Source organism: Gilliamella sp., from assembly GCF_024104075.1.
Taxonomy (GTDB): domain Bacteria; phylum Pseudomonadota; class Gammaproteobacteria; order Enterobacterales; family Orbaceae; genus Gilliamella; species Gilliamella bombi.
Genome location: NZ_JAGGHR010000033.1, coordinates 1 through 23,463, shown reverse-complemented (window position 1 = coordinate 23,463; position 23,463 = coordinate 1). Strand labels below are relative to the sequence as shown.

Here is a 23,463-nt window from a genome sequence, read left to right as displayed (position 1 = left end):
ATATTTGTTCCTTTTTTAGTTGTGATAAGTTTACCTTACCCCTTAAAAAAGTTGTATGAATTAGTGTAGCCGATCCAATTATTATGTTTTAGTCACTTTTAATAAAAACTTTATCCCCTTATTTTAAGAATATGTATGTATACCATTTTGGTGCATATCAGGTCTTTATTAGAGTATTATAAGTTTATTACTTTTTAATGATGAATCATTATAATTATTTTTAATTAGTTTTTTGCTTAAAAAACAGTAATTATATTAACTAACATTTATCAAACTTTGTTTAAGTTATGGCATAGTTATTGCTTATAAATAACATTGGATAGATTTGTAATTATAAATATTTAGAGGAAACATCCGTATGGAAAATCATAGCAGTAGTACTGTTGCTTTTGTTAAAAATCGGCGTGCTTCATTAATCAGTGTTATTTTTTTAATGGCAACATCAGCAATTGGCCCAGGCTTCATTACTCAAACCGCTACCTTCACCGTTACGCTTGGTACTGCTTTTGGCTTTGGTATTTTAGCCTCTATTATTATTGATTTTGTCGTTCAGCAAAATATTTGGCGAATTGTTGCGTTAACCAAAATGAATTCTTCAGATATTGCTAATGCGACGATTCCATTTAGTGGCTATATACTTGCAGTGCTGATTATATTTGGTGGATTGGTGTTTAATATTGGTAATATAGCTGGTGCAGGTTTAGGTTTAAATGCATTGGTTGGTCTTGATCCTAAATGGGGAGGGGCAATTAGTGCACTTTTAGCGGTTTACATATTTTCTTCCCGTAAAGCGAGTCATTTTATAGATCGTTTGATGATTGGTTTTGGTTTGCTAATGATTGTTTTAACGTTATTTGTGGTGTTTGCATCGCACCCTCCAGTTGGTGAAGCGTTAAAAGAAACCGTGTTTCCGAGCGATATCAATTTTGCTTCAATCACAACTATTGTTGGTGGAACCGTTGGCGGTTATATTTCTTACGCAGGCGCTCACCGTTTACTTGATAAAGGTATGGTTGGTGTAGAGCATATTGATTATGTTTCAGGCGCAGCCACAAAAGGAATTGTCGTTGTTGGTTTAATGCGTTACATTTTATTTTTAGCGATTTTAGGTGTGGTTGCAAGTGGTGTGACAATTGATATTTCAAGTTATGCTGCTAACCCTGCATCGCAAGCATTTCAAGCGGCTTTGGGAGAGTTTGGATTGCGCCTTTTTGGTTTGATTTTATGGGCAGCAGCCATCACTAGTGTTATTGGGGCAGCTTATACTTCAATGACGTTTATTACTCCGTTTAAACGTACTATTACAGACAGACAACGTCAGGTTGCTACCATTATTTTTATTGTTGTTTCGCTTGCAATTTATTTAATTATGGGGACTGCACCAGTATCATTATTAGTCTTTGCTGGTGGTTTTAATGGTTTAGTTTTACCGCTTGGGTTAACTATTTTTGTTTATATTGGTTGGCGACGAGCTGATCTTATGTCTGGATATCATTATCCAAGATGGCTATTACTTTCAGGCGTAGTTGTGTGCGCAATTACTTGGTATATGGGCATAATGTCGGTCGCGACTATTTTTAACTATTTAAAATAGAGGACAATATGACAATCACCAAAGGTATTGATTTAAACAGTGACCTTGGCGAGAGCTTTGGTCAATGGCAAATGGGTAATGACGAGGCAATGCTAAAAGTTGTTAGCAGTGCCAATGTCGCTTGTGGATTTCATGCTGGTTCGCCAGCAGGTATTTTAAAAACATTGAAAGCGGCCAAAGCCAATAATGTCCAAGTGGGTGCTCATGTTGGTTACCCTGATTTAGTGGGATTTGGTCGTCGTAATATGGATATAGCAACTGATGAGTTAACCGCTGATGTGATTTATCAAATTGGCGCACTTAAAGGATTAGCCACATCAATCGGTACCAAAGTGAGTTACGTTAAACCACATGGCGCATTATATAACACCATTGCACACGATAAACGTCAAGCAATGGCGGTGATTGATGCGCTTTGTGCGGTTGATTCGACATTGACTTTGGTTGTTCTTGCAGGCTCAAAATTGATTGAATGGGCTAAAGAAAGTGGCTTAAGCGTCGTTGCTGAAGCGTTTGCTGATAGAGCTTATCATGCTGATGGTACATTAGTTTCTCGTAAAGAGGTTGGAGCGGTATTGCATGATCCTGATTTAGTTGCCGAACGCATGTTGCAATTGGTTAATGATGGTGGCGTGATGTCTATCGAAGGGCAATTTGTGCGTATTGAGGCAGGATCAATTTGTGTCCATGGCGATAGTGCAGGTGCTTTAGGCATGGCACAAAAAGTACGACAAAAACTACAACAAAATGGCATTCATATTGCCTCGTTTGCTAAAAGTAATAATAACTAAATTAGTTAACGTTTTGAAAAAGTTAATTAAATTAATAAAAAAATATGATTAGACAACACGTTACCAAGTGGGCTATAAACTTGGTCTTTAATATGACAAAACAATGTAAAATATGTATTGTTAGTGATTGGATGTTGATCATATTTCGAGGTACTTAATGCGATTTTTACCCGTTAATATCGATGCGTTTATCGTAGAATTAAACAGCCTTGAGCAAACCATGGCGCTTACTGATGTGCTTCAAGGTGTTATTGCTGATTGGCATATCAAAGAAATAATCCCAGCGGCACGAACCCTATTAATCCGTTATAACCCCATTGTAACCAATGCTAATATACTTGCTGAGCAGATTGCTCAATTAGATATTTCGGCAAGCGTTATGCAATCAGGCGAACAGGTAACAATACCTGTTCGCTATAATGGTGAAGATTTACCTCAAGTGGCAGATTATCTTGGCATAACGGTTGCCGAAGTCATTGCAAGGCACACTGATAACGAGTATCAAGTGGCTTTTTGTGGCTTTGCTCCTGGATTTGCTTATATGGTATCTAAAACGGCTCAGCTAAATGTGCCACGTCGAAGTTCGCCACGAGTCCGCATTCCAGCAGGATCGGTTGCTTTAGCAGGGGAATTTAGTAGTGTTTACCCACAAGCAAGCCCTGGTGGTTGGCAATTGATTGGCATTACAGATACCGCAGTTTGGGATATTTATCGTGATGAGCCAGCGCTGTTCAAACCGGGTACTCGGGTTAATTTTATTGATGTGAGCCAATCGAAAACAACTTATCATTTACCTGCTCATTTATCAGCAGCTAAAAAACAAGATGATCTTGTTGAGCAACAAGATATAACAGTATTAACGACAGGATTGCAAACATTGTTTCAAGACAATGGCCGAATTGGGCAGGCGGCGTTAGGCATTTCTGAATCGGGAGCGATGGATAAAAACGCATTACACAGTGCCAACCGCGTGTTAGGTAACTCAATTAATGAACCAGCGTTAGAAATTACTCAAGGCGGTTTTAGTGCACAAATAAACCGCTCCATGTTAGTTGCGGTAACAGGGGCGGTATGTGATATCACCATTACCACCGCCCAAGGCGAAACATATACTTCGCCCATGTATCGGCCAATTCAATTAGAAGCCGGCGACATTATCCGCCTAGGTAATGTAAAGCGTGGCGTTCGTAGTTATTTAGCGGTGCGTGGTGGTTTTCAAGTATCGCCAATTTTAACTAGTTGTGCTTATGATACGCTTGCACAAGTTGGGCCCTTACCACTAAAATCGGGTCAAATGTTGGCGATTAAGCAAGCAAAAACGTTAAATCCAGTATCATTATCAGAAACTCCTATGATTAATTACCCAACTAGTGATGATATAGTAGTGTTAGATATTGTGCTTGGACCACGTACCGATTGGTTTACTCAGCAATCGATAGCGCTTCTTACTTCACAGTTGTGGTCGGTTACTCCAGCTTCTAACCGTATTGGCTTGCGTTTATCTGGAAAGGAACCGTTAATTCGTGAAAAACAACAAGAATTACCTAGTGAAGGTACCTGTATTGGAGCAATACAAATACCAGCTAATGGACAACCTGTATTATTTTTGAATGATCACCCTTTAACAGGAGGTTATCCTGTTATTGGCGCAGTATGTAATTATCATTTAGATTTAGCAGGTCAAATTCCAGTCAATGCTAAAATAAAGTTTAATCCTATAGGGATGTTTAAAGAATTTGAAGGGAGTGATGTTGATCATGTCTGAAAATAATAAAAATATAACACATAAAGTATTGATAGCTAATCGAGGTGAAATTGCTGTACGTATTATTCGCGCTTGCCGTGATATAGGCTTGTTATCTGTTGCAATTTATGCCGATGCTGATATTGAGGCACTTCATGTACAAATGGCTGATGAAGCTTATGGATTAACAGGCAATGTACCTAGCGATACATATTTAGATATTGATAAAATTATCGCAATAGCTAAAAAATCAGGAGCCACCATGGTTCATCCAGGTTATGGTTTTTTATCTGAACGTGTTGAATTTGCTAGAGCAGTACAAGATGCAGACTTAATTTGGGTAGGCCCTAACCCTGAAACGATTGAAATATTGGGTGATAAAGTCAAAGCAAGACAGCTTGCGTTGCAAGTGGGAGCTCCTTTGGTTGTTGGTACAAAAGAGCCTGTAAAAGATGCCAAAGAGGTTATTGAGTTTGCGCATGCCCATGGTTTACCAATTGCTATTAAAGCCGCATTTGGTGGCGGTGGTCGAGGTTTAAAAGTAGCCTGGCAAATGGACGAAGTAGAAGAACTTTATCATTCCGCAGTTCGTGAAGCTACAACTGCTTTTGGGCGAGGTGAGTGTTTTATTGAACAATTTTTGCATAATCCTCGGCATGTTGAAGCACAAGTTATTGCTGATACATTAGGTAATATTGTTGTCGTTGGTACACGTGACTGTTCATTACAACGACGTAATCAAAAATTAATTGAAGAGTCTCCTGCACCTTTTATAACAGATCAATTAGAACAGCAAATTATTCAATCTTCGATTGATATTTGCGCTAAAGCAAACTATGTAGGCGTAGGTACAGTTGAGTTTTTACTTAGCCAAGATGGTAAGTTATCTTTTTTAGAAGTTAATACGAGATTACAAGTTGAACACCCAGTAACAGAAGAAACTACAGGCGTCGATCTTGTTATTGAGCAACTGCGTATTGCCCAAGGTTTACCTCTGAGTATAGATGAAACACCTGCACCTAGAGCTCATGCCATTGAATTTCGTATCAATGCTGAAGACACAGCTAACGGTTTTTTACCTATAGCTGGTACTATTACACGTTTTGATGTACCAACTGGTCCTGGTGTACGCATAGACAGTGGGGTGATGGCTGGTTCAACAATTCCAGCAACGTTTGATTCCCTTATGGCAAAATTGATTATTGTTGGTAATAATCGACAACATGCCATTGCTAGAGCTCGCCGTGCTTTGGCTGAGTTTTCTATTGAAGGGGTAGCTAGTGTGTTGCCATTTGCTCGTGCGGTTATTGAACATTCTGATTTTTGTGATGATTTTAAATTACATACACGTTGGATTGAAACTGAATTTACTACAACAATAGCACCAGCCAAAAGGCAAATACCACAAAAAGAAGCAGCGTTGACACGCACATTTATTGAGATTGACGGTAAACGTTGTAAACTCGGTTTACCTGCACAACTCCTTGCAGGGTTATCCTTGCAAACGGAAGCTAATTTAGATACATCCTCAAGCGTGAAAGAAGAATTATCTGAATTGATTGTCCAGTCACCTGTTTCTGGTAGTCTTTTTAAATGGGTGATCAATGATAATCAAAGCGTAAACGCAGGCGATGTCATTGCTATTATGGAAGCCATGAAAATGGAAGTTCAAGTTATTGCACATCGAAATGGTGTGCTAAAACAAATACTCAAAGAAGGCAATTATGTTAACGCAGGATCACCTGTTGCAGAAATCATTTAGATAACGCTGATAAAACAAGAATGTTTTTCATCAAAATAGCAAAAAAACATCAAATATAGACAATATATTTTGCTTATTTTATACTCATGAGCATGATATTTTTTCTATTTTTAATGTGTTAGGATTATTTATATTGAAGTTTTCTCAGCAATCAAAACTCACTAATGGCGCATTAGCCTTAGCGTTATCGCCAGCCTTAACACCAGATGGAATTATTGACAACCCTCAATTTTTTGCTGGTTATGCACTTTACCCACAGATTCTTGCTAGATCTTTACTGGTTCTAGCTGATATTACTGCGACCCGATATTTTAAACCGGTGCCGGTGACTTTGCGTGATCCTGTTTTATCTGCGCAAGGGAATCAATTAAGAGCAGAAGTTTTTTCTGCCTGCAATAGTGTTTATGCTCGTTTAGATTTGTTACAACAAGGGTTTGATGGACAAATATTACGAGGCACAACCAATGTAGATATTGGTATTAGCTTAAGGCAAGCGCTAACTCAGGTTAATTATAAAGATAAACTTCATCTTAATATTGGCAATCAAGGTTTGGCAACGCACCATATCCAAAAACAAGATGAAGATGTAATTGGAATAAAGGCCATTATTGAGCGCCCTGTTGCAATGCCAGATAGGTGGATTCGAGCACTTGGTAATGTAGCTGAAATTCATACCAAAATGGTCGCTGTTTTTACGGTAACGGGAATACAAGCACAAACCTTTATTGCAGGATTGCCAACCGTGACTAGTAAACATCAATCAAGCTGGCTAGTGCCATCTAATACTGGTATTAAATTGATGGCTCAAGGCGGTCTCGATAGTGTGTATATTTCTGGGCTACATCGGTTAAGTGCACTTAAGCGATTAACGACCAATGTTAAGCGTTTAACTTTTTATCAGCTAGCAAGTGGCGAACAAGGACCCTGCATGGTTGAAGTTGAACTCGACGGTGCAAGACTTACTTTGAGCTTAACTGCACAGCCATGGCAAGGCTATTCTGGCGAAGGTGCCTTACTTGAGCTGCTTGCACCAAAACAGCAATTACAAAATGCTCAACTTGTTCAATCTATTTTACAATTTGATTCGCTGATCGATCTGACTCAGCTAGCGATAAAAACAGGTTTAGATACTCAGCGCATTAATAGTTCGCTGGCGTATCTAGCTGTTTCAGGTAAGTTGGGTTTTGATGTACACCAGAATGGCTATTTTCATCGTCAATTGCCTGAAGATCCTAATCGACTTATCAAAGATAATCCGCGTTTAAAATCGGCCTATAAATTGATTGAATGTATTGATCGGGTTGATGAAAACACATGGATGGTTCACTCGAATAACGAAGACTATCGTGTCCGTTTTGTTAGGCAGAATAGTAAAATGACATCACAATGTACTTGCTCATGGTATCTGAATCATCAACTCAAAAAAGGACCATGTAAACATATTTTAGCAGTACAAATTAAGGAAAATATTTATGAATGCTAACTTAGCGAAAGCCGAAGCGATTTTTACTTCTTTGAATTGGAACAATGTCACAGCTGACAATATTTTACAACAACCGCTAGGTAGCAAAGAGCAGCAAAAGATTGCACTTTTAGGATTAAAAAATGGCAAATGGGGTGACTATGTCAAAGTTGGTAACGCTTTTCAATGGCAAGATTATGTTAAGTGTAATAAAGCATATTTAGCTTTGTACGCCATTCGGATTGGGGTATCAGTGAGCCGAGCGTTAAAACTTGCTCATTATACTTATTCATCTTTGTTATTGCCGGTTATTATTGAACGAGGTGAAAATTACGCACAAAATTTTGTGCAACAAGCATCTGCACCAACAGATCTTGCTGTTCAGTTGGTTGATCGTTTAAATTTGGTTATTCCTAAAAATCAGAATTATATCGGCGGTTGGACGTTGTATGCGGCGGTTGCTATGCGTGGTGATGATGTTGTAAAGCATTTTTCAGTTGCTACTCATGATGCAGATGTTGTCAACCCTTTTTACGATAAAATTCCTCCAAATATAGCTCAATGTCAGCGTCGATTTATCGAACATATTCATATTGCTATAGCGATAAATACACCTGCTACACGGTCATTTATCGAGGTGTTTTGCTTGGGGGTAACATTAGGTTGGCTTGACCGAGAGCAAGCAAAAGAGTTACTTTTTTTAGCTTTAGATATCGCTATTCGTCCTATAGATCGTAAAGTATGGTTAGATACACTTTATGATTTAGGTATTACCGATGCTGAATTGTGCCAGCGAGTACCTGCTTTAATTCCATTACTAGCCATGGGTGAATCTGCAATAATTAATCGATTAGCACCTGTTTTAATTCCCTTTGTTGATGATGAATTATTAATCGAAGTGATGACGGCATGTTTATCATCTAAAATAAAATCGGTCAAAAAATTAGTGTTAAAGATAGCCCTAAATCGCAAAGCGCCCCAAAATACTGATTTGTTTATGCCTTTGTTAAACCTATTACTTGACCAAACTGATGAATCAATTGTGGCTTTAACTAGCAAGCTAATTACACAGTGGCATCTTGATGATCATACCGTACAATCTAATTCCTCCGAATTACAACAACTTTGGCAACCAACACCGCCACTTTGGCAATTGCCGCCTTTTGAATTAGAGCCTATTTCCCCTGATGTATTAACTGAGTTAGCCTCTGAATTAGTAAAAAGAAACATATCTGGTCATGATAGTGTGACGGAAAGATTTTTAGCTGTAGCTAATATTATTGCTTATCACGATCCTCAAGCAGCAAAAGCGAGTTTAGCGGGTATAAAATTACGGGTTGATCAGCTTCTTGGTTTTCTATTTTATTGGCGTAAAGGCGAAGAGATTCCGTATCATAAATATTTGTCTGATTTATTAACAGCACGCGATTATATTGTTTGTAAAAATTTAGGCAAAATACCTTGTTTACTGTCGACACCAAGCATGAGTGATCTTTCAATAACAGTGGATGATCTTAGTCAACGATTAGCGATTTATCAACAGTTGAAAATTGATGCATTAGAGGCGGATCTGTTTTTAGCCTTGACTCGTCTTGATGTTTCGACACAAACATCATCAACGATAGAAAAACTCAAGAAGTTAAATGTTGCAGTCGTTTTGCAATCAGGACAAAAAATGCCAATTGATGCAGGCTCTTTAGTATTACAGTATCTGGACGATCCAGTAATCGAACCTAAATTAGCGTTAAATACTTATATTGAAGACGTACTGTCCCTGCCACAATCATTAAATTATTTTCCTAAACGTATTGGAAATAACGGGTTTACAAAAATTCTTGCTATTTTCCCGTTATGGAACGATAGTGCAATACCGTCAGATATTGATTGGGCAACATATTACCATCAAGGTTTTGAGTTCCAGCAAATTGTTAACAGACGTTCTCCTTTTGATGCACGTTCTGCAATGACATTGTTAGCTATGCAACGCGCTAATTCGCCTTATGTGGCTAGCAATATGGCTCAAGCCGTGAATGATGCATGGCAAAGAGGTTTGCTTATTCCTGGTGTGGCGGATGTTTTGTTACTGGAGCGATTTAGTCAGGTTCCTTGTCGTATAGCTAGTTTGGTGTCAGTATTAACCGATATTGCAAAACAAGGCATTCTTTCGGTGGTTTGGCCTATTTTGGATCAATTAATCATCGCATCATGTAAAGCGCCGAGACTGTTATCTGGCACGCTTGAAACTGTTGATGCGATAGCTGAATTTTTACCAGAAGTGCAATATGCTGTCGATCAAGGCATAGCCGATGCCAATCAATTGCAATTACTTGGCATCAGAATGTTAGCCAGTAAAGAGGGTAGTGCTAATGCGATTAAGAAAGCAAAAGCCATAGTTGAAAAACTTCCTAAAATAGCCCTTTTAACACAAGACGTATCGATGCGAGCTCCTGATGATTTTGAACAAGTATGGTCAAAACCGCAAAAGGCTAAAGTTGTGCCTGAAGATAATGTTTCAATTACTATTAGTAAGCCTGTAATAGATCAATCATCACGATTTTCTAAAGCATTGGCTAAATCACTAATGTTTACTTTAAAACTCCCCAATGTGTCTAATCAAGTTTTCCACATAGTAAAAAATGATTGGTATTATGATTTAGAATACGAATTCCAATGCGAAGCTTACCCTCCATTATCAAAAGATCAACAAGTTATACCTAATTTTCAATCAAGAGTTTGGTTACATTGGTGTATTAACAAACAGTTACTTGTTGTTGAAAAAACACGTAATTGGCAAGAAAATAACGATGGACCATTATCAAGTAAATATAATTTGATTTTTTTAAACACAGATAATCTGATTTTTTCAAAATCGTTAGTGACAGTGATTATCGGATTGTTGGCTCAAGACAGTGATACTTATAAAGCAAATTTTATTTTTGAAAAAAATGTTAAAAAAGGAATCATTGATGCAGATACCATGCGCAAAGCTATTATCTTGTTTCTCGATTATCCTGATTTAAGCCCCGCTAAATTAATTCGATTACTAGAAAAAAAGCCAAGTTTATTGCCAATATTTTGTCCAGTATTAATTGAATGCATTAAGTTTGTTGGAAATCAAGTAAAACAAGGTGAAAAAATACCTGCTTGGATTAATCGGATTTTAGATATGTCATTAAACTATGCTCCTTATTTGAAAGAGGCAACTAGGCGCGGTTATCTAACTGAACCTGATTCTAAATGGCAAGGCTTAGCGGATATTGCCCAAGCAAAAGCAAAATCAGTAGCAGTAAACAAAGCAAAACAACTACTTGAATTACTTAAGTAAGATGGTTATTTTTGGGAAATGATTAGAACACTTAAAATAGGTCTAATATAAAAGCAATAAATAATTAAATTTAATCATCATGTAAAGTGATATATAAAAAAACATTATAATGATGTTTATTTTCTATAAACACAATGTTGAATTATGTTATTGTTTTACCTTTATTTTAATAAGAAAGGAATATTATGACTCATTCTTCACATCCTTTGGTGCGTTTTTATTTTAAAATAGGGCTGATACCGCAGATTTTGTTGGGTTTAATATTTGGTATTATTCTCGCTGCGGTGTCGAAAGATACCGCATTAGCGATGTCACTTATAGGTGGGCTATTTATTAATGCTTTAAAATCAGTTGCTCCTATACTAGTACTCATTTTGGTAATTGCATCAATATCAAATCATCAACATGGCAAACAAGCCAATATGAGACCGTTAATTACTCTTTATTTTGCCGGAATGATGTTAGCCGCATTATTAGCAACCATTGCTAGTTTTTTATTCCCATCACAGATTTCATTTGGTGATACGTTAAATAACCTTGAACTTACACCGCCTAGTGGTATTGCTGCTGTTTTAAAAACCTTATTAGAAAAAATGATCGACAATCCGATAAATGCACTAATTAATGCAAACTATATTGGTCTTATCATTTGGGGTGTTGGTATCGGTTTGGCATTAAGACACTCTAGCCAAAGTACTAAAACAATGATGAATGATCTGTCTTATGCTATTTCTTTTATTGTAAGAATTATTATCCGCTTTGCTCCTTTAGGGGTATTTGGATTAGTTGCCTCAACGCTAGCTGAAACGGGTTTTGGTGAATTACTGAAATATGCACATCTATTGGTTGTGTTAGTTTCTTGTATGCTGTTTGTTGCATTGGTGATTAATCCATTATTAGCTTATTTAGTTATGCACAAAAACCCTTATCCATTAGTATTTACCTCTTTAAAAGAGAGTGCGATCCCAGCCTTCTTTACCCGAAGTTCAGCAGCAAATATTCCCGTTAATATGGAGATCTGTAAAAAATATAAAATGGATGAAGATACTTATTCGGTTGCTGTACCGCTAGGTGCTGCAATTAATATGTCAGGTGCTGCCGTTACTATAACAGTTTTAACTCTAGCCACCGTCAACTCAATGCCAGCTAGTGCTGGTATACATGTTGATATCTATTCTGCGGTATTACTTTGTATTGTAACTTCAGTATGTGCTTGTGGGGCATCAGGGATTGCGGGTGGATCGTTACTGCTTATTCCTGTCGCATGTAGTATGTTTGGTATACCTAACGAAATTTCAGCCAAAGTGATTGGCATTGGAATTGCAATTGGCGTTATTCAAGATTCGGTTGAAACCGCATTGAACTCATCAAGTGATGTTGTGTTTATTGGTGCGGTTTCATCAGCCGCGCAGAAGAAGAAAAATAATACGACTAAAAATTAAGTATTCAAGCCTATTTAATTGGTAACTCTGATTTATAACTGAGCATGGTAATTTGTTATTATCAGCTCAGTTTTTATTTATCCCTCACAACCAAACATATCACATTGCTTTTTCTCGAATGACTCTTTATTATTAAAAAAACATCTAATATTTAAGTGGATTATTATATTATTTAGATGTTCCGATACTATATGTGATGAGGAGACACTATGCCATTTAATGCCATTGTTTTATCGAAAGAAGAAAAAACGGGGTTTTCATGCTCCTTAAAGAGTATTAGTAAACAGCAGTTATTAGCGCAAGAAGGTGATACCTTAATCCAAATAACCTATTCAAGTATTAACTATAAAGATGCGCTAGCTTTAACTAATAAAAGTCCTGTTGTTAGACAGTGGCCAATGATACCAGGTATTGATGGTGTTGGTATTGTGCTAGAGTGTCGTAGTGGTTGCTATCAAAAAGGCGATATAGTTATATTAAATGGGTGGGGGTGTGGCGAGACTCATTGGGGATGTTTGTCACAATATGCTTATTTAAAATCTGATTGGCTAATACCCTTGCCCAACAAACTTACAGATTATCAAGCAATGGCAATTGGTACGGCAGGTTATACAGCAGGCCTTTGTGTCCAACGTATTGTTGATTTAGGTGTAAAACCACAAGATGGTATGGTTTTGGTAACAGGTGCTAGTGGTGGAGTTGGCTCAATTGCCGTTGCATTACTTACTAAACTTGGTTATCAAGTCACCGCATCAACGAGTAAAATTGAAGAAGATCATTATTTACGACAACTTGGCGCAGTTAATATTATTGATGGTCAAACCTTAAAAGAAACGGGTAAACCATTACAAAAAGAACTGTGGTCAGCTGTTGTCGATGCGGTTGGTTCGCACACTTTAGCAAATGCTTGTGCCCAAACTCAATATGGCGGAATTGTGGCGTGTTGTGGTCTTGCTCAAGGCATGGACTTACCAGCAACGGTTGCGCCGTTTATTTTAAGAGGTGTTTCGTTAGCTGGGGTGGATAGTGTGATGGCAAATTATGATAAACGTGTGGCAGCATGGAATTTATTGGCACACAATCTGGATGAAAAAGTGTTATCTCATATTAGTAATACAATCACACTAAATGATTGTGTTGAGGTGGCAAATAAAATGATTGCAGGGCAAATAAAAGGGCGTTTTGTTGTTGATGTAAACAAATGAATCTAGGTTTGACTAAACAGTAGTATTTTGATAATTACTGTTAATTACTTGTCCTACTCATTTGCTATAAAGTTAAAAAAACAGCGATGTAATATTACACCGCTTTTATTTATACCACTATTTATTGTCATTGATAATGACTAAAATGTTAGCAATGAAACGATGTTTATCTATTTTTAATTGATTACTTGATTATAGCCTTTAATTACACTTTTAAGTTCCCCATTCAAAGAATCAACTTCTCTTTCTACAGTATTGGTCTGTAAATTTTTTAAAACTACTTTCATTTGATTAATCAATCCAGGTAAACAATCAACAAAACCGTCATAATACATATCGTTTAAACCTTGTTGTTTAATCAATTTATTTTTGCCTTTATTCGTCATTAATTCATTAGCTATGGATTCTATTTGTTGAATTTTTTGTTCAAGGGCTGATTTATCGAGATTTTTAAACTGGTTGTCTTCGTTAAAGCTTTCATTGATTAAATCGATAACATCTTCAGATAAATCCATGATTTCCATGCAATTGTAGTTAAGTGTTAACCCTTTGTTTTTTATTTCTGATTTTTGAAATGCATGGATTTCTTTGTATAATTTACCATAATCCGCTAAAGCCACACTTTTTGCTTCAATATATTGGTTATAAAGCGTGTTCAAATTATTTAACAGTTCAGGTAATTTGGCAAAGTCATCCAATTTATACTCATTATCTAAATAATATTTAGCTATCTGATCATAAGCTAATCCTATTTCAATATATTTATCACTTAATGCTTTGCCTGCGGCATCAAGTTCGGGTAACTCTGGTTTAAATGCTAATAACTCAGTAATCAATTGTTTATATTCATCAAGCTCTTTTGGTCCTGGGTGATAACCGATAAAAAGTTTCGTTGGATTTTTTTTCACATAATTGACATCAATTTTACCGTTTTTATCACTGATACCTCTTAAAAAACCCTCAACACTGCTATCAAGATGATAAAGAGAAGAAGTCATCCTGCCATGTCCATTCCCTCTTAATTTATCTGCAGCTTGGGAGACATTAGCATTAAAAACATCTAGCCATATATTACCTTTACGTGCTTTCAGTGCAAATTGCCGTGAAACATCTTCAGTAGTTTTAGACTTAGAAGATTTAACTTCTGAAGCTGCTGTTGGTTGTTGCGTTTTGTTTTCAGTTGGTTTGTCATCACAGCCAATCATCAAAAATCCAGCAATCAATACGCTTAAAAAATTTTTTTTCATTGTTTATCTCTTCATTTTTGTGTTCTAAATTCATTGAATTAATACTTTATTATCTTTTAAAGATTATTTCTAATAAAATATGAAATGAAATAAAAATTGTGATATTGGGGCTTAATTTTGTAATAAGCCTTATATTGTAGGAAAACACCGAGTTGCTTATATTTCATGGTTAAAATGATTCTTTAAAAACTCATAAGGCATTTTGTTGGAAATTATTTAACCTTTTGTTTTTTATCTTTGAATGGTGAACTATTTGCTGATCATTCCATTAAGGTATGTATTATTTTTTTGATTAACCCATTTATTTGAGGAATACCTGTTTCGTGAGTTTTTAATTGATATGATGGTGATCACACGCTTTACTAAGAAGGATTCTGAGAAGTTTTAATTATCAAATGATATTGACTCCTGAATCTGTTTACAAAAATATAATCTAACAAGTGAATATTTTTGTAAATACCCTATAGTGCTTATCTGGAAAATTACGCTTACGCTGTTTGTTTTAGTGTTTTATATTTTATAGAAGTTGTGGTATTCAATATTTAACAGCACATTTCAGCGCTTAAATGGTTGTAAGGTTAACTATAATTTTTAGTCAAATTAGTGACAGTTATTTTTTGATAAAATTGAATTTATATTTTTTTAAATTGTAGTTTATTGATTTATATTTAAAAAAGATGGAGGAAGCGCAGGAAAAGTAAAATTCGAGCAACTCAATTGTTAGGATTAATTACTCTCTAGGTCTTTTAGCTGGAAGAAATCTTTTTTATTAACTAATTCTTTTTGTAATAGTGCTATAAAACTTATACTCCACTAAACGGTTATCATCTTGCAAATGTTGTTCAATGGTTCGTGTTTACATTAGGATTCATCATTTCAGCCTTTACAGTCATAATAATAGAAAAATTAAAATACAATATTAAAATAAATAGTCTATTTTTCATGTCCAGTTGACCTTATTAATTGATTCAAAAGTTGCTCTTGTAGATAGTGTAGCACGTTGTCTAAACTAAAAAAGTTATTACACTCTGTATTAATCGCTTTGATATATCCAATTTTATTCCTTGATTTGACACTATCAAGCTAACTTATTCACATAGTGCTTTGTTTACACTTTTATATTTTTTTACACTAAAATCTGTTGAAGTTCGCATTATATGCTGTATATTTATCCATGTTCGTTTTTTGCCACGATAACTAAAAAAACAGTGGTGATGTTCTTTCGTTTAGTTTTTAGGAGTATTTTCTTGCACAAATTCAGTTGTATTGTGCTTGGCTGTGTTGATACATCTATTATTAATCAACTACCGTTGGTGGATATACCAGTTAGAGCTGGTTTCCCTTCGCCAGCTGATGATTATTTAGAAGCGAAACTCGATTTAACTGAGCATTTAGTCAAACACCCTAGTGCGACCTATTATATCAAGGCAATGGGTGATTCAATGGTGGATTATGGTGTTTTTAGTGGTGATTTATTAATTGTTGATCGCTCTTTAGAACCAGTAGTCGGTGATGTGGTCATTGCAGCCATTGATGGAGAGTTAACCTGTAAATGCCTTGGCGTAATTAATGGTCAATATCATTTATTAGCTGGTAATGCGCTTTATCCACCGATCTCATTAGCTGGTAAAGAAGTGCATATTTGGGGAATAGTGATTCATACGATCCACTCTCTCAGAGGTCGTGGCTATTTGTGATTGGGTTAGTGGATTGTAATAATTTTTACGCATCTTGTGAGCGAGTATTTAATCCTAAGCTTGAAGGACAACCGATTGGTATTTTATCCAATAATGACGGCTGTGTCATTGCGCGATCGAATGAGTTGAAACCACTTGTTCCGATGGGTATGCCTGCTTATCAAATTTCCCCGAGTGTTCGTAAAAAAATCACCTTGTTGAGTTCTAATTATGAGCTATACGGTGATATGAGTCAGCGTGTTTTTAATACAGTGCGTGATTATACAGCAGATGTAGAACTGTATTCGATTGATGAAGCCTTTATTTCCTTAACAGGGTTCTCAGATGTTATTTCGCACTGTCAAACAATAAGAACCAAAGTCAAACGTGATACAGGTATCCCCGTCAGTATCGGTATTGCGTCAACACGAACTTTAGCCAAAATAGCCAATTATGTTGCTAAAAAACAACCCACTTATCAAGGAGTTTGTTATTTACCGAATAATAAACCTTTATTGAGTCGAGTCTTGCAGCAGTTTCCTGTGAGTAAAGTGTGGGGTGTTGGAAGGCGTATTTCAGAGAAACTACAATCGTTAGGCATCCAGACTGCATGGGATTTGCGGCAAGCAAACACTAAACAAATTAGACAGCAATTTTCCGTGATGCTTGAACGGACGGTGTTAGAGCTACTAGGTACACCTTGTATCGAATTGGATGATTTATCTATTCCTAAACAGAATATTATGGTTTCGCGTAGCTTTGGTCAGTTAACTGGTGAGCTATTTGATGTGCAAGAAGCTATTCGCGTTCATGCTAGTCGAGGAGCTGAAAAGCTCAGAAAGCAAAGTTCTGTGACTAGTGCCGTACAGGTCTTTTTAAAAACTAATCGATTTCGTGAGGATATCGTGCAATATCATCCTTCTATCGTGGTTCCACTGCATTTGCCTACAGATGATTCACGGCTCATTATTCAAGCCGCACAAAAGGGATTACAGGCTATTTATAAACAAGGTTTTTTGTTTATGAAGGCCGGCGTGGTGTTACTTGACTTACAGGTTAAGCACACCGATACGCAGTATGAGTTATTTGAAACGTTCAATAATATAGAGCAAAAGCAAAAAAGTGATAAGTTGATGCAAGCACTGGATTCCATCAACCAGAAGATGGGTAAACATACGGTGCAATTAGGTACCGTAAGAAAGCAAGCCCCTTGGCAGATTAAACGTGAATTACTGACTCCGCGTTATACTACTCGGTGGGAAGAGTTGTTAATCGTTAAATGATTATTTTTTAGTTTGATTTAGTAAAACTATGATATTATCGATATAAATGTTTGAATTTAAGTCATTAAAGCAAACACAATTATTCTTATCTCGATTTGGCAATATCTATGATCATTTCAATTGTGTAAGGTGCTTGTGCTCTGCTAAAATCTTTCGAGTTTTAGTCACATGTCAATTTACCGAATGGTCTCTATTACCCGAGTTTCACTCAAAATTATAAATAAAAAATTAGTTATCAAATTTAAACTCATATTAGAAAGTTAATTTGACAGTACCTTTGGAATTTATATACACAATTAATCACCTCTTGAATTTTTTTAACAACGTAGACGTAATGTACTAACAACTGATGATATTGCAGTAATCACACAAGCAATAGAAAAAATATATACACCAAATTCTGCGTTGGTACTCTCCATTAATCCATTTAATAGCGCAATTACCATAGCTACCAAAGCAGCACCGATTGACTGCCCAGTCGTTCTGGCTGTAGATAATACTCCAGACGCTGTGACTGTTCGATTTTTTGAAACATTGCTAAACATTTCCTTATTATTTGGCGGGAGAAAAAAACCATAACCAACGCCACAAATGACCACTCGCCACAAGAAGTCACTCACTGTTGCAGCTTCCGATAACAAAGCTAATGAACCTAAACCTATACAAAAAAACATCACGCCAATAGTAGATATATGGGTAGGATTAAAACGGTTTGACAGTCTTCCTGCAATAGGTGCGCAACAAGCTACAGCTAGTGGCCACGGTGAAAAGATAAAAGCAGACTCTAGCACAGAATAGTTATAAGTATGTTGTAAAACAAAAGGTAAGCTTACCAACGCAATTCCTTGAGCAACAAACATAGATAGGGAAGAGAGCACCGCAAAAGTGTATCGGCGTGAACAAAATATATCAAGCGGTAATAAAGGATGCTTTGAACGAGTCTGGACAGCAATAAATAGGATAAATAAGATCGTTGAAACCACTGCGCAAAATATCAACGAATGATTTTCCCAGCTACCAATTTGATCAACTGTAATCACCATCAAGCCTAATGCTCCTGCCGAGCTAATTGCTCCTGCTAAATCAAAGCCTTTTTCATTTTCATTATCTTTCCCTAATGAGATAAACGAAAAGATTATAGCAAACCCTCCAAGTGGAATGTTGATATAAAAAAGCCATGGCCAAGATAAATAAGAAATAATAATTCCTCCTAATGCTGGGCCGACAGCCGTACCCACCGCAAATACCATCGCATTTAGCCCAAATATTGTCCCCAACTTATAAGGTGGAAATATAACTCTGTACAGCCCCAACCCAACGCTAATCATTACAGCGTAACTAATTCCTTGTAGTATCCGCATAGTGACCAGAGCACTAAAGGTTGGAGAAAGGCTACAACCTAAGGATGAGAGCGTAAATAAAATCATACCAGCTGTATAAAAACGCTTTTCACCAATCCTCGATCCAAGCGATGCACAAATTAGCATCGTGGCTGCGCTGGCAACCTGATAGCCGTTGATAATCCAAATACTAGATGCAGAATCAATTTGTAACGTACAAGCAATGGAGGGTAATGCAATATTAACAATGGAACCATCTAATGCTGACATTAGCACCCCTATCAAAATGGCCGCAGCTGCAAAATAGCGCCTTGGTACATCAAAACCTTGCTCAAGAATACTGCTATTACTTACCAACGACATATTTACAGGTCCTTTATTATAATGAAATTATGCGCAAAGAATTTTTGTCTCTAAACTTTTGCTTTCGAGAAAGGTCATCATTCCAAGAGTCAATACTTCTTCTGGCCTAGCTATTACTGGATTACGAGGAGCTTTCCATTCCTACTTGCTACCGTTGATACGAATATTTCTGAGAAAGCAGTAAGCGGTGAGGACATAAAATAGATTGTGCATACTTTCACTAATCAGCGGAAGCATACCCGTAATCCCTCCTAAGGTCTTAACCATAGAGATCTATCTATAATGGGAATGCCCTGACTGTTTTTGCTGAATTGCACACTATTCATCAATCTCGAAAAATCGGCATCAGAAGAGGCAGCTATCGCACACCCTATCGAATCTAACAAACAAAAATGTGCCATGCGGATCGCATCATTATCAGAAGTTGTTTGCTCGTAGGCATAATCAACCAGATTATTCATTACTCTATCAAACTTAGTGTACACCATATTTTATCCTATTTACGAGTAGAAAGTTTCAATAATTAGCTGTAATTAACACTAGATAACGTATCAAAGTCTATTCGGTTTATCATGCAACTATTTGATTGTGTCACTATTACGTTATAGAATAGACAAACGATATTAATGCTAAAATCATAATTCTCAGAATAATAAAAAACCAGTGAATAAAATCGTGATGTACATCGAAAAGATTGATACCCTAATAATATTATGTTGAGACAAGCTCATGGAATAGAGTTATTAGATATGAAGGTTTATTTTTAGCCTAGTACTATTTTTGCTGCAACTATCCTACAAAAGCCCTCTTCTGATAACTAAAAATATTGTTGAAATATTTATTCAACACTTAGAAGGAGAGTTAAAATGAAGCTAGATGAACTTCTGGCGTTCGTAACAGTTGTAGACACAGGGAATATAACCCAAGCCGCAGAACGCCTAAATCGAGTGCAGTCTAGTATTTCTCATCGAATACGAAGTCTGGAGGAAAAGCTAGATGTTACATTATTAGATAGGAAAATCGAAGGATGTCTACCTACTACACAGGGTAAGATACTTTATGAATACGCACTTAAAATGCTGAACCTAGCGAATGATTGTAAAAATAACATTTCCTACTCCAAAGATGGTCAGTTGACCATAAGAATTGGAATAATTGAGTGCTTACCCCCCTATATAATTACTGCTTTGATTGATTTTGGTGAAGAGTTGGGTTGGAACATCGATATTTCAATAGGAAACACGATCAGTTTGCTCAACGCTTTTGATAAAAACGAATTTGATGCAGTCATCGTTGGAGCAGGCTTTTCTAACAAACGGCATACATGTTTCACATTACTTTCCAGCGAATTAGTGATTGTCACAGAAAAAAATCATTTACCAATCACAAATATATCTAGTCTAGACGGGGAAGTTTTTTTGTTAAGTAGTAAAAAATGTGCCACATCAACTCGCAATTTCAGTGTACTGTTTAATGAAGGTAACATTACGCCTAAACGAGTAATTGAATGTGGATCTTATCCTGTTTTGTTTTCAAACATAGCCACTGGCAAAGGGGTCTCGCTGGTTTTACGTTGCTCAATCAGTAATGAAATTAAGAACAAAATAAAAATTCATCAGCTAGCTAGAGAGTTTAATGATTTTAAAATTGAGCTTATCTACCGTGTTGATTGTCCCTATTTGGATACTGATAAATTCATTGATATGATGATATCAATATTCCAAGATCCTCGGTTGCACGATATCGGTTATTAACTGACCTGCACGCATGATACTAGCTCAGACTATGCTATTGAAATATTTTAACACGCAAACTGTTCCACATTGCTCAGATATTAAAGGAATGGGAGAGTATCTTATTGACACAATCCCTTTCTCTCACAATACTATTATCCAAATTCAGAATATAACATTTATTCCGTTTTCAAGAAGGTGTACGTATATTGACAAAGGTTCTTTCTCGAAACTTTGCCAAAATTATTTTCATCAGAGGGACCTCAAAGTATTTCCTTTAAGCGTTTGATATCCGAAGTTTCCATTCCGCCGTATTTTTCTCGCCATTTATAGAAAGTTGAATTACCCATGCCATATTTACGGCACAGTTCTTTAACCGGAATACCCGCTTCAGCTTTTTTTAAAATAGCGACAATTTGATGTTCAGTCATTTTTTTCATCATTAAATCCCCCTTTACTTTTATCATAGAGAATTTTTTAATGTACTATTTTATGGGATAATTACAATTGATAGCTTACAAAATTATTAAATATGATTTGAAAAAACATTAGTTAATTAATCAGTAAGTACAATTTCATATCCTCTTTTAAGCTTTTGAATATAACCAAAACCTTCACATCCAAAATGAATCCCACCAACAAGAATGTGTTTAGAACTCACCATATCAAGGATGCGAATACGGGTTTCCGCTGCCAATTTAGGATCATAATCGAAAGCAATTGAGACATTCGGTTTTAAAAGTTGGATATGTGGAAAGTGGACAATATCACCCCAAATCAATAAACTACTATTTTCTCCCTCGACTTTATAACCAGTATGTCCTGGTGTATGCCCTTTTAATGGTAATGCATGTATACCAGCAAGTACCTCACCTTCATTAACTAACCGCAGATTTTCTTGATACTGTTTTAAAACATTGCGAGCAAAAATAAAATTACCTTTGACACGATCGTTGGAAGAAAAAAACTTTTTGTCATCTTTTAGATAATCATACTCATTTTGACTAATTACTAATTCTGCATTTGGAAATACTGCCTCTCCGTAGGAGTTGATCAAGCCACCTATATGATCGGGATGAGCATGTGTGAGTAATACGGCATCAATATCATTTGGTTTCACCCCAAGTTTAGCCAAATTATTTACTATCCTTCCTCCCCATCCTTTAAAACTACCTGCGCCACTATCAATTAAGATATTTTTACCTTTGTGTTGAACTAAAAAGGCATTAATGTGCACTGAATTAGGTTCATCTTGGCAGGCGTTTTGTTGAATGAAATAACACTCTGTCTCACTAATATTCGCCAGCATTCCAAAATCAACTTTTAAGTAGCCATCACTAACAGCAGTTACTTGTACCTCTCCAAGGTCTTTCATTGGCAATTTATCATTCATACAGTTACCTTTTAGTTTTTTGCGAAAATATTATTGGAATCATAAAGAAAGCAACGAATTCTCGCAATTACGCCGAACTTTTCTCTAATTAATAAATCAACCTGACGTGAGAATTCATTCATGACTGACTCACTACGAAAAACTTCTTGTCTAAGTTTAGCCTCAAAGTATACAGATTCCCCATAACCTACATCCGCAATTAGATAAGCTATATGGATATTATTATCTTTAGCTTTCAGAATCTCTTTGGTAAGTTTGGTCAAAGAAGTAGAAAAATCAGCAAAATCACAAGTTTCTAGGTGATGATCTGATGTTGTATAAATAGTAATACTGGGCATCGAATAACTTTTCCTATATGTAAGTATTTTAGTAATTGTGTGACTATATTATCCTTGATATTAATAAACGCATGCTTTTAATAACATCTAGATACCATTCCGAATTCGGCATCACTACTCCTTAGTTGATCAACATATCCAACCTGACTACCCGATAACGCTCGGTTAATCGCGGCATTTGCAAATCCCATAGGTGCAAATCCGTTCCCAGAAAGTGTAGAAGAATCAGCGTTGTTGCATTTTCAGGACCCTGTACATCATCGATATGCTGAGTTAATTTCATTGGTCTAATAAACATTTATACCTCCATATAATTATTTTTACTTATATCATGTGGTTCCATATTGTTAATATTATTAGAATAATTTCTTTTCTTACGCTAATGGATAATTTCGATATCCGCATCGAAATGGTTGATGACCGGAAAAGAATTCATTAATTACAGTGGTACTGTCAAATTAATTTTTTCTGACTTTTTTAATAAACAGTTTAGCCGTTTTACTCTCTCTTTTTCTTGTATTAACAAATCAGAAGCAGATAATGTAAGATACTCTAACTGTGTTGATATTGCTGTTGTGCGCTTGAATCTATTGAGTGATGGAAGCATGATACATTACACTCACAAGGGAAAGAGACGGGTGTCGCCGCCAAACAGGACTATTTCATTTGTATGTTTTTTACAAAAATCCACGAAAAAACTAGCCAACTATTTTTTAAACGGCTATACTTTTACCGTTATAGGAAAACAAGCTTATTAAATAAGCA

At 36.2% G+C, this 23,463-nt stretch carries 17 protein-coding genes and 2 pseudogenes; 12 read left to right on the top strand and 7 right to left on the bottom strand.

Going from position 1 to position 23,463, the window contains the following annotated elements; genetic code table 11:
• Window positions 1-358 precede the first annotated feature (358 nt).
• The 8 genes from J6569_RS09190 to J6569_RS09155 all read left to right on the top strand — a co-directional run bounded on the left by J6569_RS09190 (window position 359) and on the right by J6569_RS09155 (window position 13,325).
• Window positions 359-1,594: an NRAMP family divalent metal transporter gene (locus J6569_RS09190; RefSeq protein WP_296318300.1), complete on the top strand. Its 1,236-nt coding sequence runs from the start codon at window positions 359-361 to the stop codon at window positions 1,592-1,594.
• A gap of 14 nt (window positions 1,595-1,608) precedes the next feature.
• Window positions 1,609-2,385: a 5-oxoprolinase subunit PxpA gene (locus tag J6569_RS09185; protein WP_366941259.1), complete on the top strand. Its 777-nt coding sequence runs from the start codon at window positions 1,609-1,611 to the stop codon at window positions 2,383-2,385.
• A 157-nt stretch (window positions 2,386-2,542) separates the two neighbouring features.
• Window positions 2,543-4,150, top strand: a complete 1,608-nt coding sequence (locus tag J6569_RS09180) for an urea amidolyase family protein (protein WP_296318298.1) — start codon at window positions 2,543-2,545, stop codon at window positions 4,148-4,150.
• Window positions 4,143-5,891, top strand: a complete 1,749-nt coding sequence (locus tag J6569_RS09175; RefSeq protein WP_296318297.1) for a biotin carboxylase N-terminal domain-containing protein — start codon at window positions 4,143-4,145, stop codon at window positions 5,889-5,891. The genes J6569_RS09180 and J6569_RS09175 overlap by 8 nt, the downstream gene beginning before the upstream one ends.
• Window positions 5,892-6,024: 133 nt before the next feature.
• Window positions 6,025-7,374: an SWIM zinc finger family protein gene (locus J6569_RS09170; RefSeq protein ID WP_296301266.1), complete on the top strand. Its 1,350-nt coding sequence runs from the start codon at window positions 6,025-6,027 to the stop codon at window positions 7,372-7,374.
• On the top strand, window positions 7,364-10,678 hold the full coding sequence (locus tag J6569_RS09165) for a hypothetical protein (RefSeq protein ID WP_296318296.1): 3,315 nt from the start codon (window positions 7,364-7,366) through the stop codon (window positions 10,676-10,678). Before J6569_RS09170 ends, J6569_RS09165 begins: the two co-directional genes overlap by 11 nt.
• 185 nt (window positions 10,679-10,863) lie before the next feature.
• Window positions 10,864-12,120, top strand: coding sequence for a serine/threonine transporter SstT (gene sstT, locus J6569_RS09160; RefSeq protein WP_174799029.1), 1,257 nt, complete (start codon window positions 10,864-10,866; stop codon window positions 12,118-12,120).
• Between the two features lie 209 nt (window positions 12,121-12,329).
• Entirely contained in the window at window positions 12,330-13,325 is a 996-nt protein-coding gene (locus J6569_RS09155; RefSeq protein ID WP_296318295.1) for an MDR family oxidoreductase, read from the top strand.
• 176 nt (window positions 13,326-13,501) lie between these two features.
• Here the strand turns inward: J6569_RS09155 and J6569_RS09150 are convergent, their stop codons facing one another.
• Window positions 13,502-14,572: a DUF3829 domain-containing protein gene (locus J6569_RS09150; RefSeq protein WP_174799031.1), complete on the bottom strand. Its 1,071-nt coding sequence runs from the start codon at window positions 14,570-14,572 to the stop codon at window positions 13,502-13,504.
• Window positions 14,573-15,819: 1,247 nt separating this feature from the next.
• Here J6569_RS09150 and umuD point away from each other — a divergent pair.
• Complete coding sequence (umuD, locus tag J6569_RS09145; RefSeq protein ID WP_202983953.1) at window positions 15,820-16,269, top strand: translesion error-prone DNA polymerase V autoproteolytic subunit; 450 nt, start codon at window positions 15,820-15,822, stop codon at window positions 16,267-16,269.
• Window positions 16,266-17,531 (top strand): Y-family DNA polymerase, encoded by a 1,266-nt coding sequence (locus J6569_RS09140; RefSeq protein ID WP_174799032.1) that lies wholly within the window; start codon window positions 16,266-16,268, stop codon window positions 17,529-17,531. The genes umuD and J6569_RS09140 overlap by 4 nt, the downstream gene beginning before the upstream one ends.
• A gap of 317 nt (window positions 17,532-17,848) precedes the next feature.
• On the opposite strand, the gene J6569_RS09135 is transcribed toward J6569_RS09140, so the two are convergent.
• Both J6569_RS09135 and J6569_RS09130 read right to left on the bottom strand, forming a co-directional pair.
• Window positions 17,849-19,234 carry an MFS transporter gene (locus tag J6569_RS09135; protein WP_296318294.1) on the bottom strand — a complete coding sequence of 462 codons (1,386 nt, stop codon included), beginning with the start codon at window positions 19,232-19,234 and terminating at the stop codon, window positions 17,849-17,851.
• A gap of 251 nt (window positions 19,235-19,485) precedes the next feature.
• Complete coding sequence (locus J6569_RS09130; protein ID WP_296318293.1) at window positions 19,486-19,722, bottom strand: hypothetical protein; 237 nt, start codon at window positions 19,720-19,722, stop codon at window positions 19,486-19,488.
• Window positions 19,723-20,100: 378 nt separating this feature from the next.
• Here J6569_RS09130 and J6569_RS09125 point away from each other — a divergent pair, with 378 nt between their 5' ends.
• A complete protein-coding gene (locus tag J6569_RS09125; RefSeq protein WP_296318292.1) occupies window positions 20,101-20,988 on the top strand; it encodes a LysR family transcriptional regulator in 888 nt (295 codons plus the stop codon).
• A 248-nt stretch (window positions 20,989-21,236) separates the two neighbouring features.
• Here the strand turns inward: J6569_RS09125 and J6569_RS09120 are convergent.
• From J6569_RS09120 to J6569_RS11295, 4 genes and pseudogenes are all read right to left on the bottom strand, one after another.
• Window positions 21,237-21,407, bottom strand: a pseudogene (locus tag J6569_RS09120) (transposase); the annotation flags it as partial.
• A 116-nt stretch (window positions 21,408-21,523) separates the two neighbouring features.
• Window positions 21,524-22,360 carry an MBL fold metallo-hydrolase gene (locus J6569_RS09115; RefSeq protein WP_366941258.1) on the bottom strand — a complete coding sequence of 279 codons (837 nt, stop codon included), beginning with the start codon at window positions 22,358-22,360 and terminating at the stop codon, window positions 21,524-21,526.
• Between the two features lie 11 nt (window positions 22,361-22,371).
• Window positions 22,372-22,698 carry a hypothetical protein gene (locus J6569_RS09110; RefSeq protein WP_065590835.1) on the bottom strand — a complete coding sequence of 109 codons (327 nt, stop codon included), beginning with the start codon at window positions 22,696-22,698 and terminating at the stop codon, window positions 22,372-22,374.
• Window positions 22,699-22,834: 136 nt separating this feature from the next.
• Window positions 22,835-22,996: pseudogene (locus J6569_RS11295) on the bottom strand (3-oxoadipate enol-lactonase); the annotation flags it as partial.
• A 118-nt stretch (window positions 22,997-23,114) separates the two neighbouring features.
• Between J6569_RS11295 and J6569_RS09105 the strand changes: the two are divergent.
• Entirely contained in the window at window positions 23,115-23,456 is a 342-nt protein-coding gene (locus tag J6569_RS09105; RefSeq protein ID WP_296303104.1) for a hypothetical protein, read from the top strand.
• Window positions 23,457-23,463: the final 7 nt, after the last annotated feature.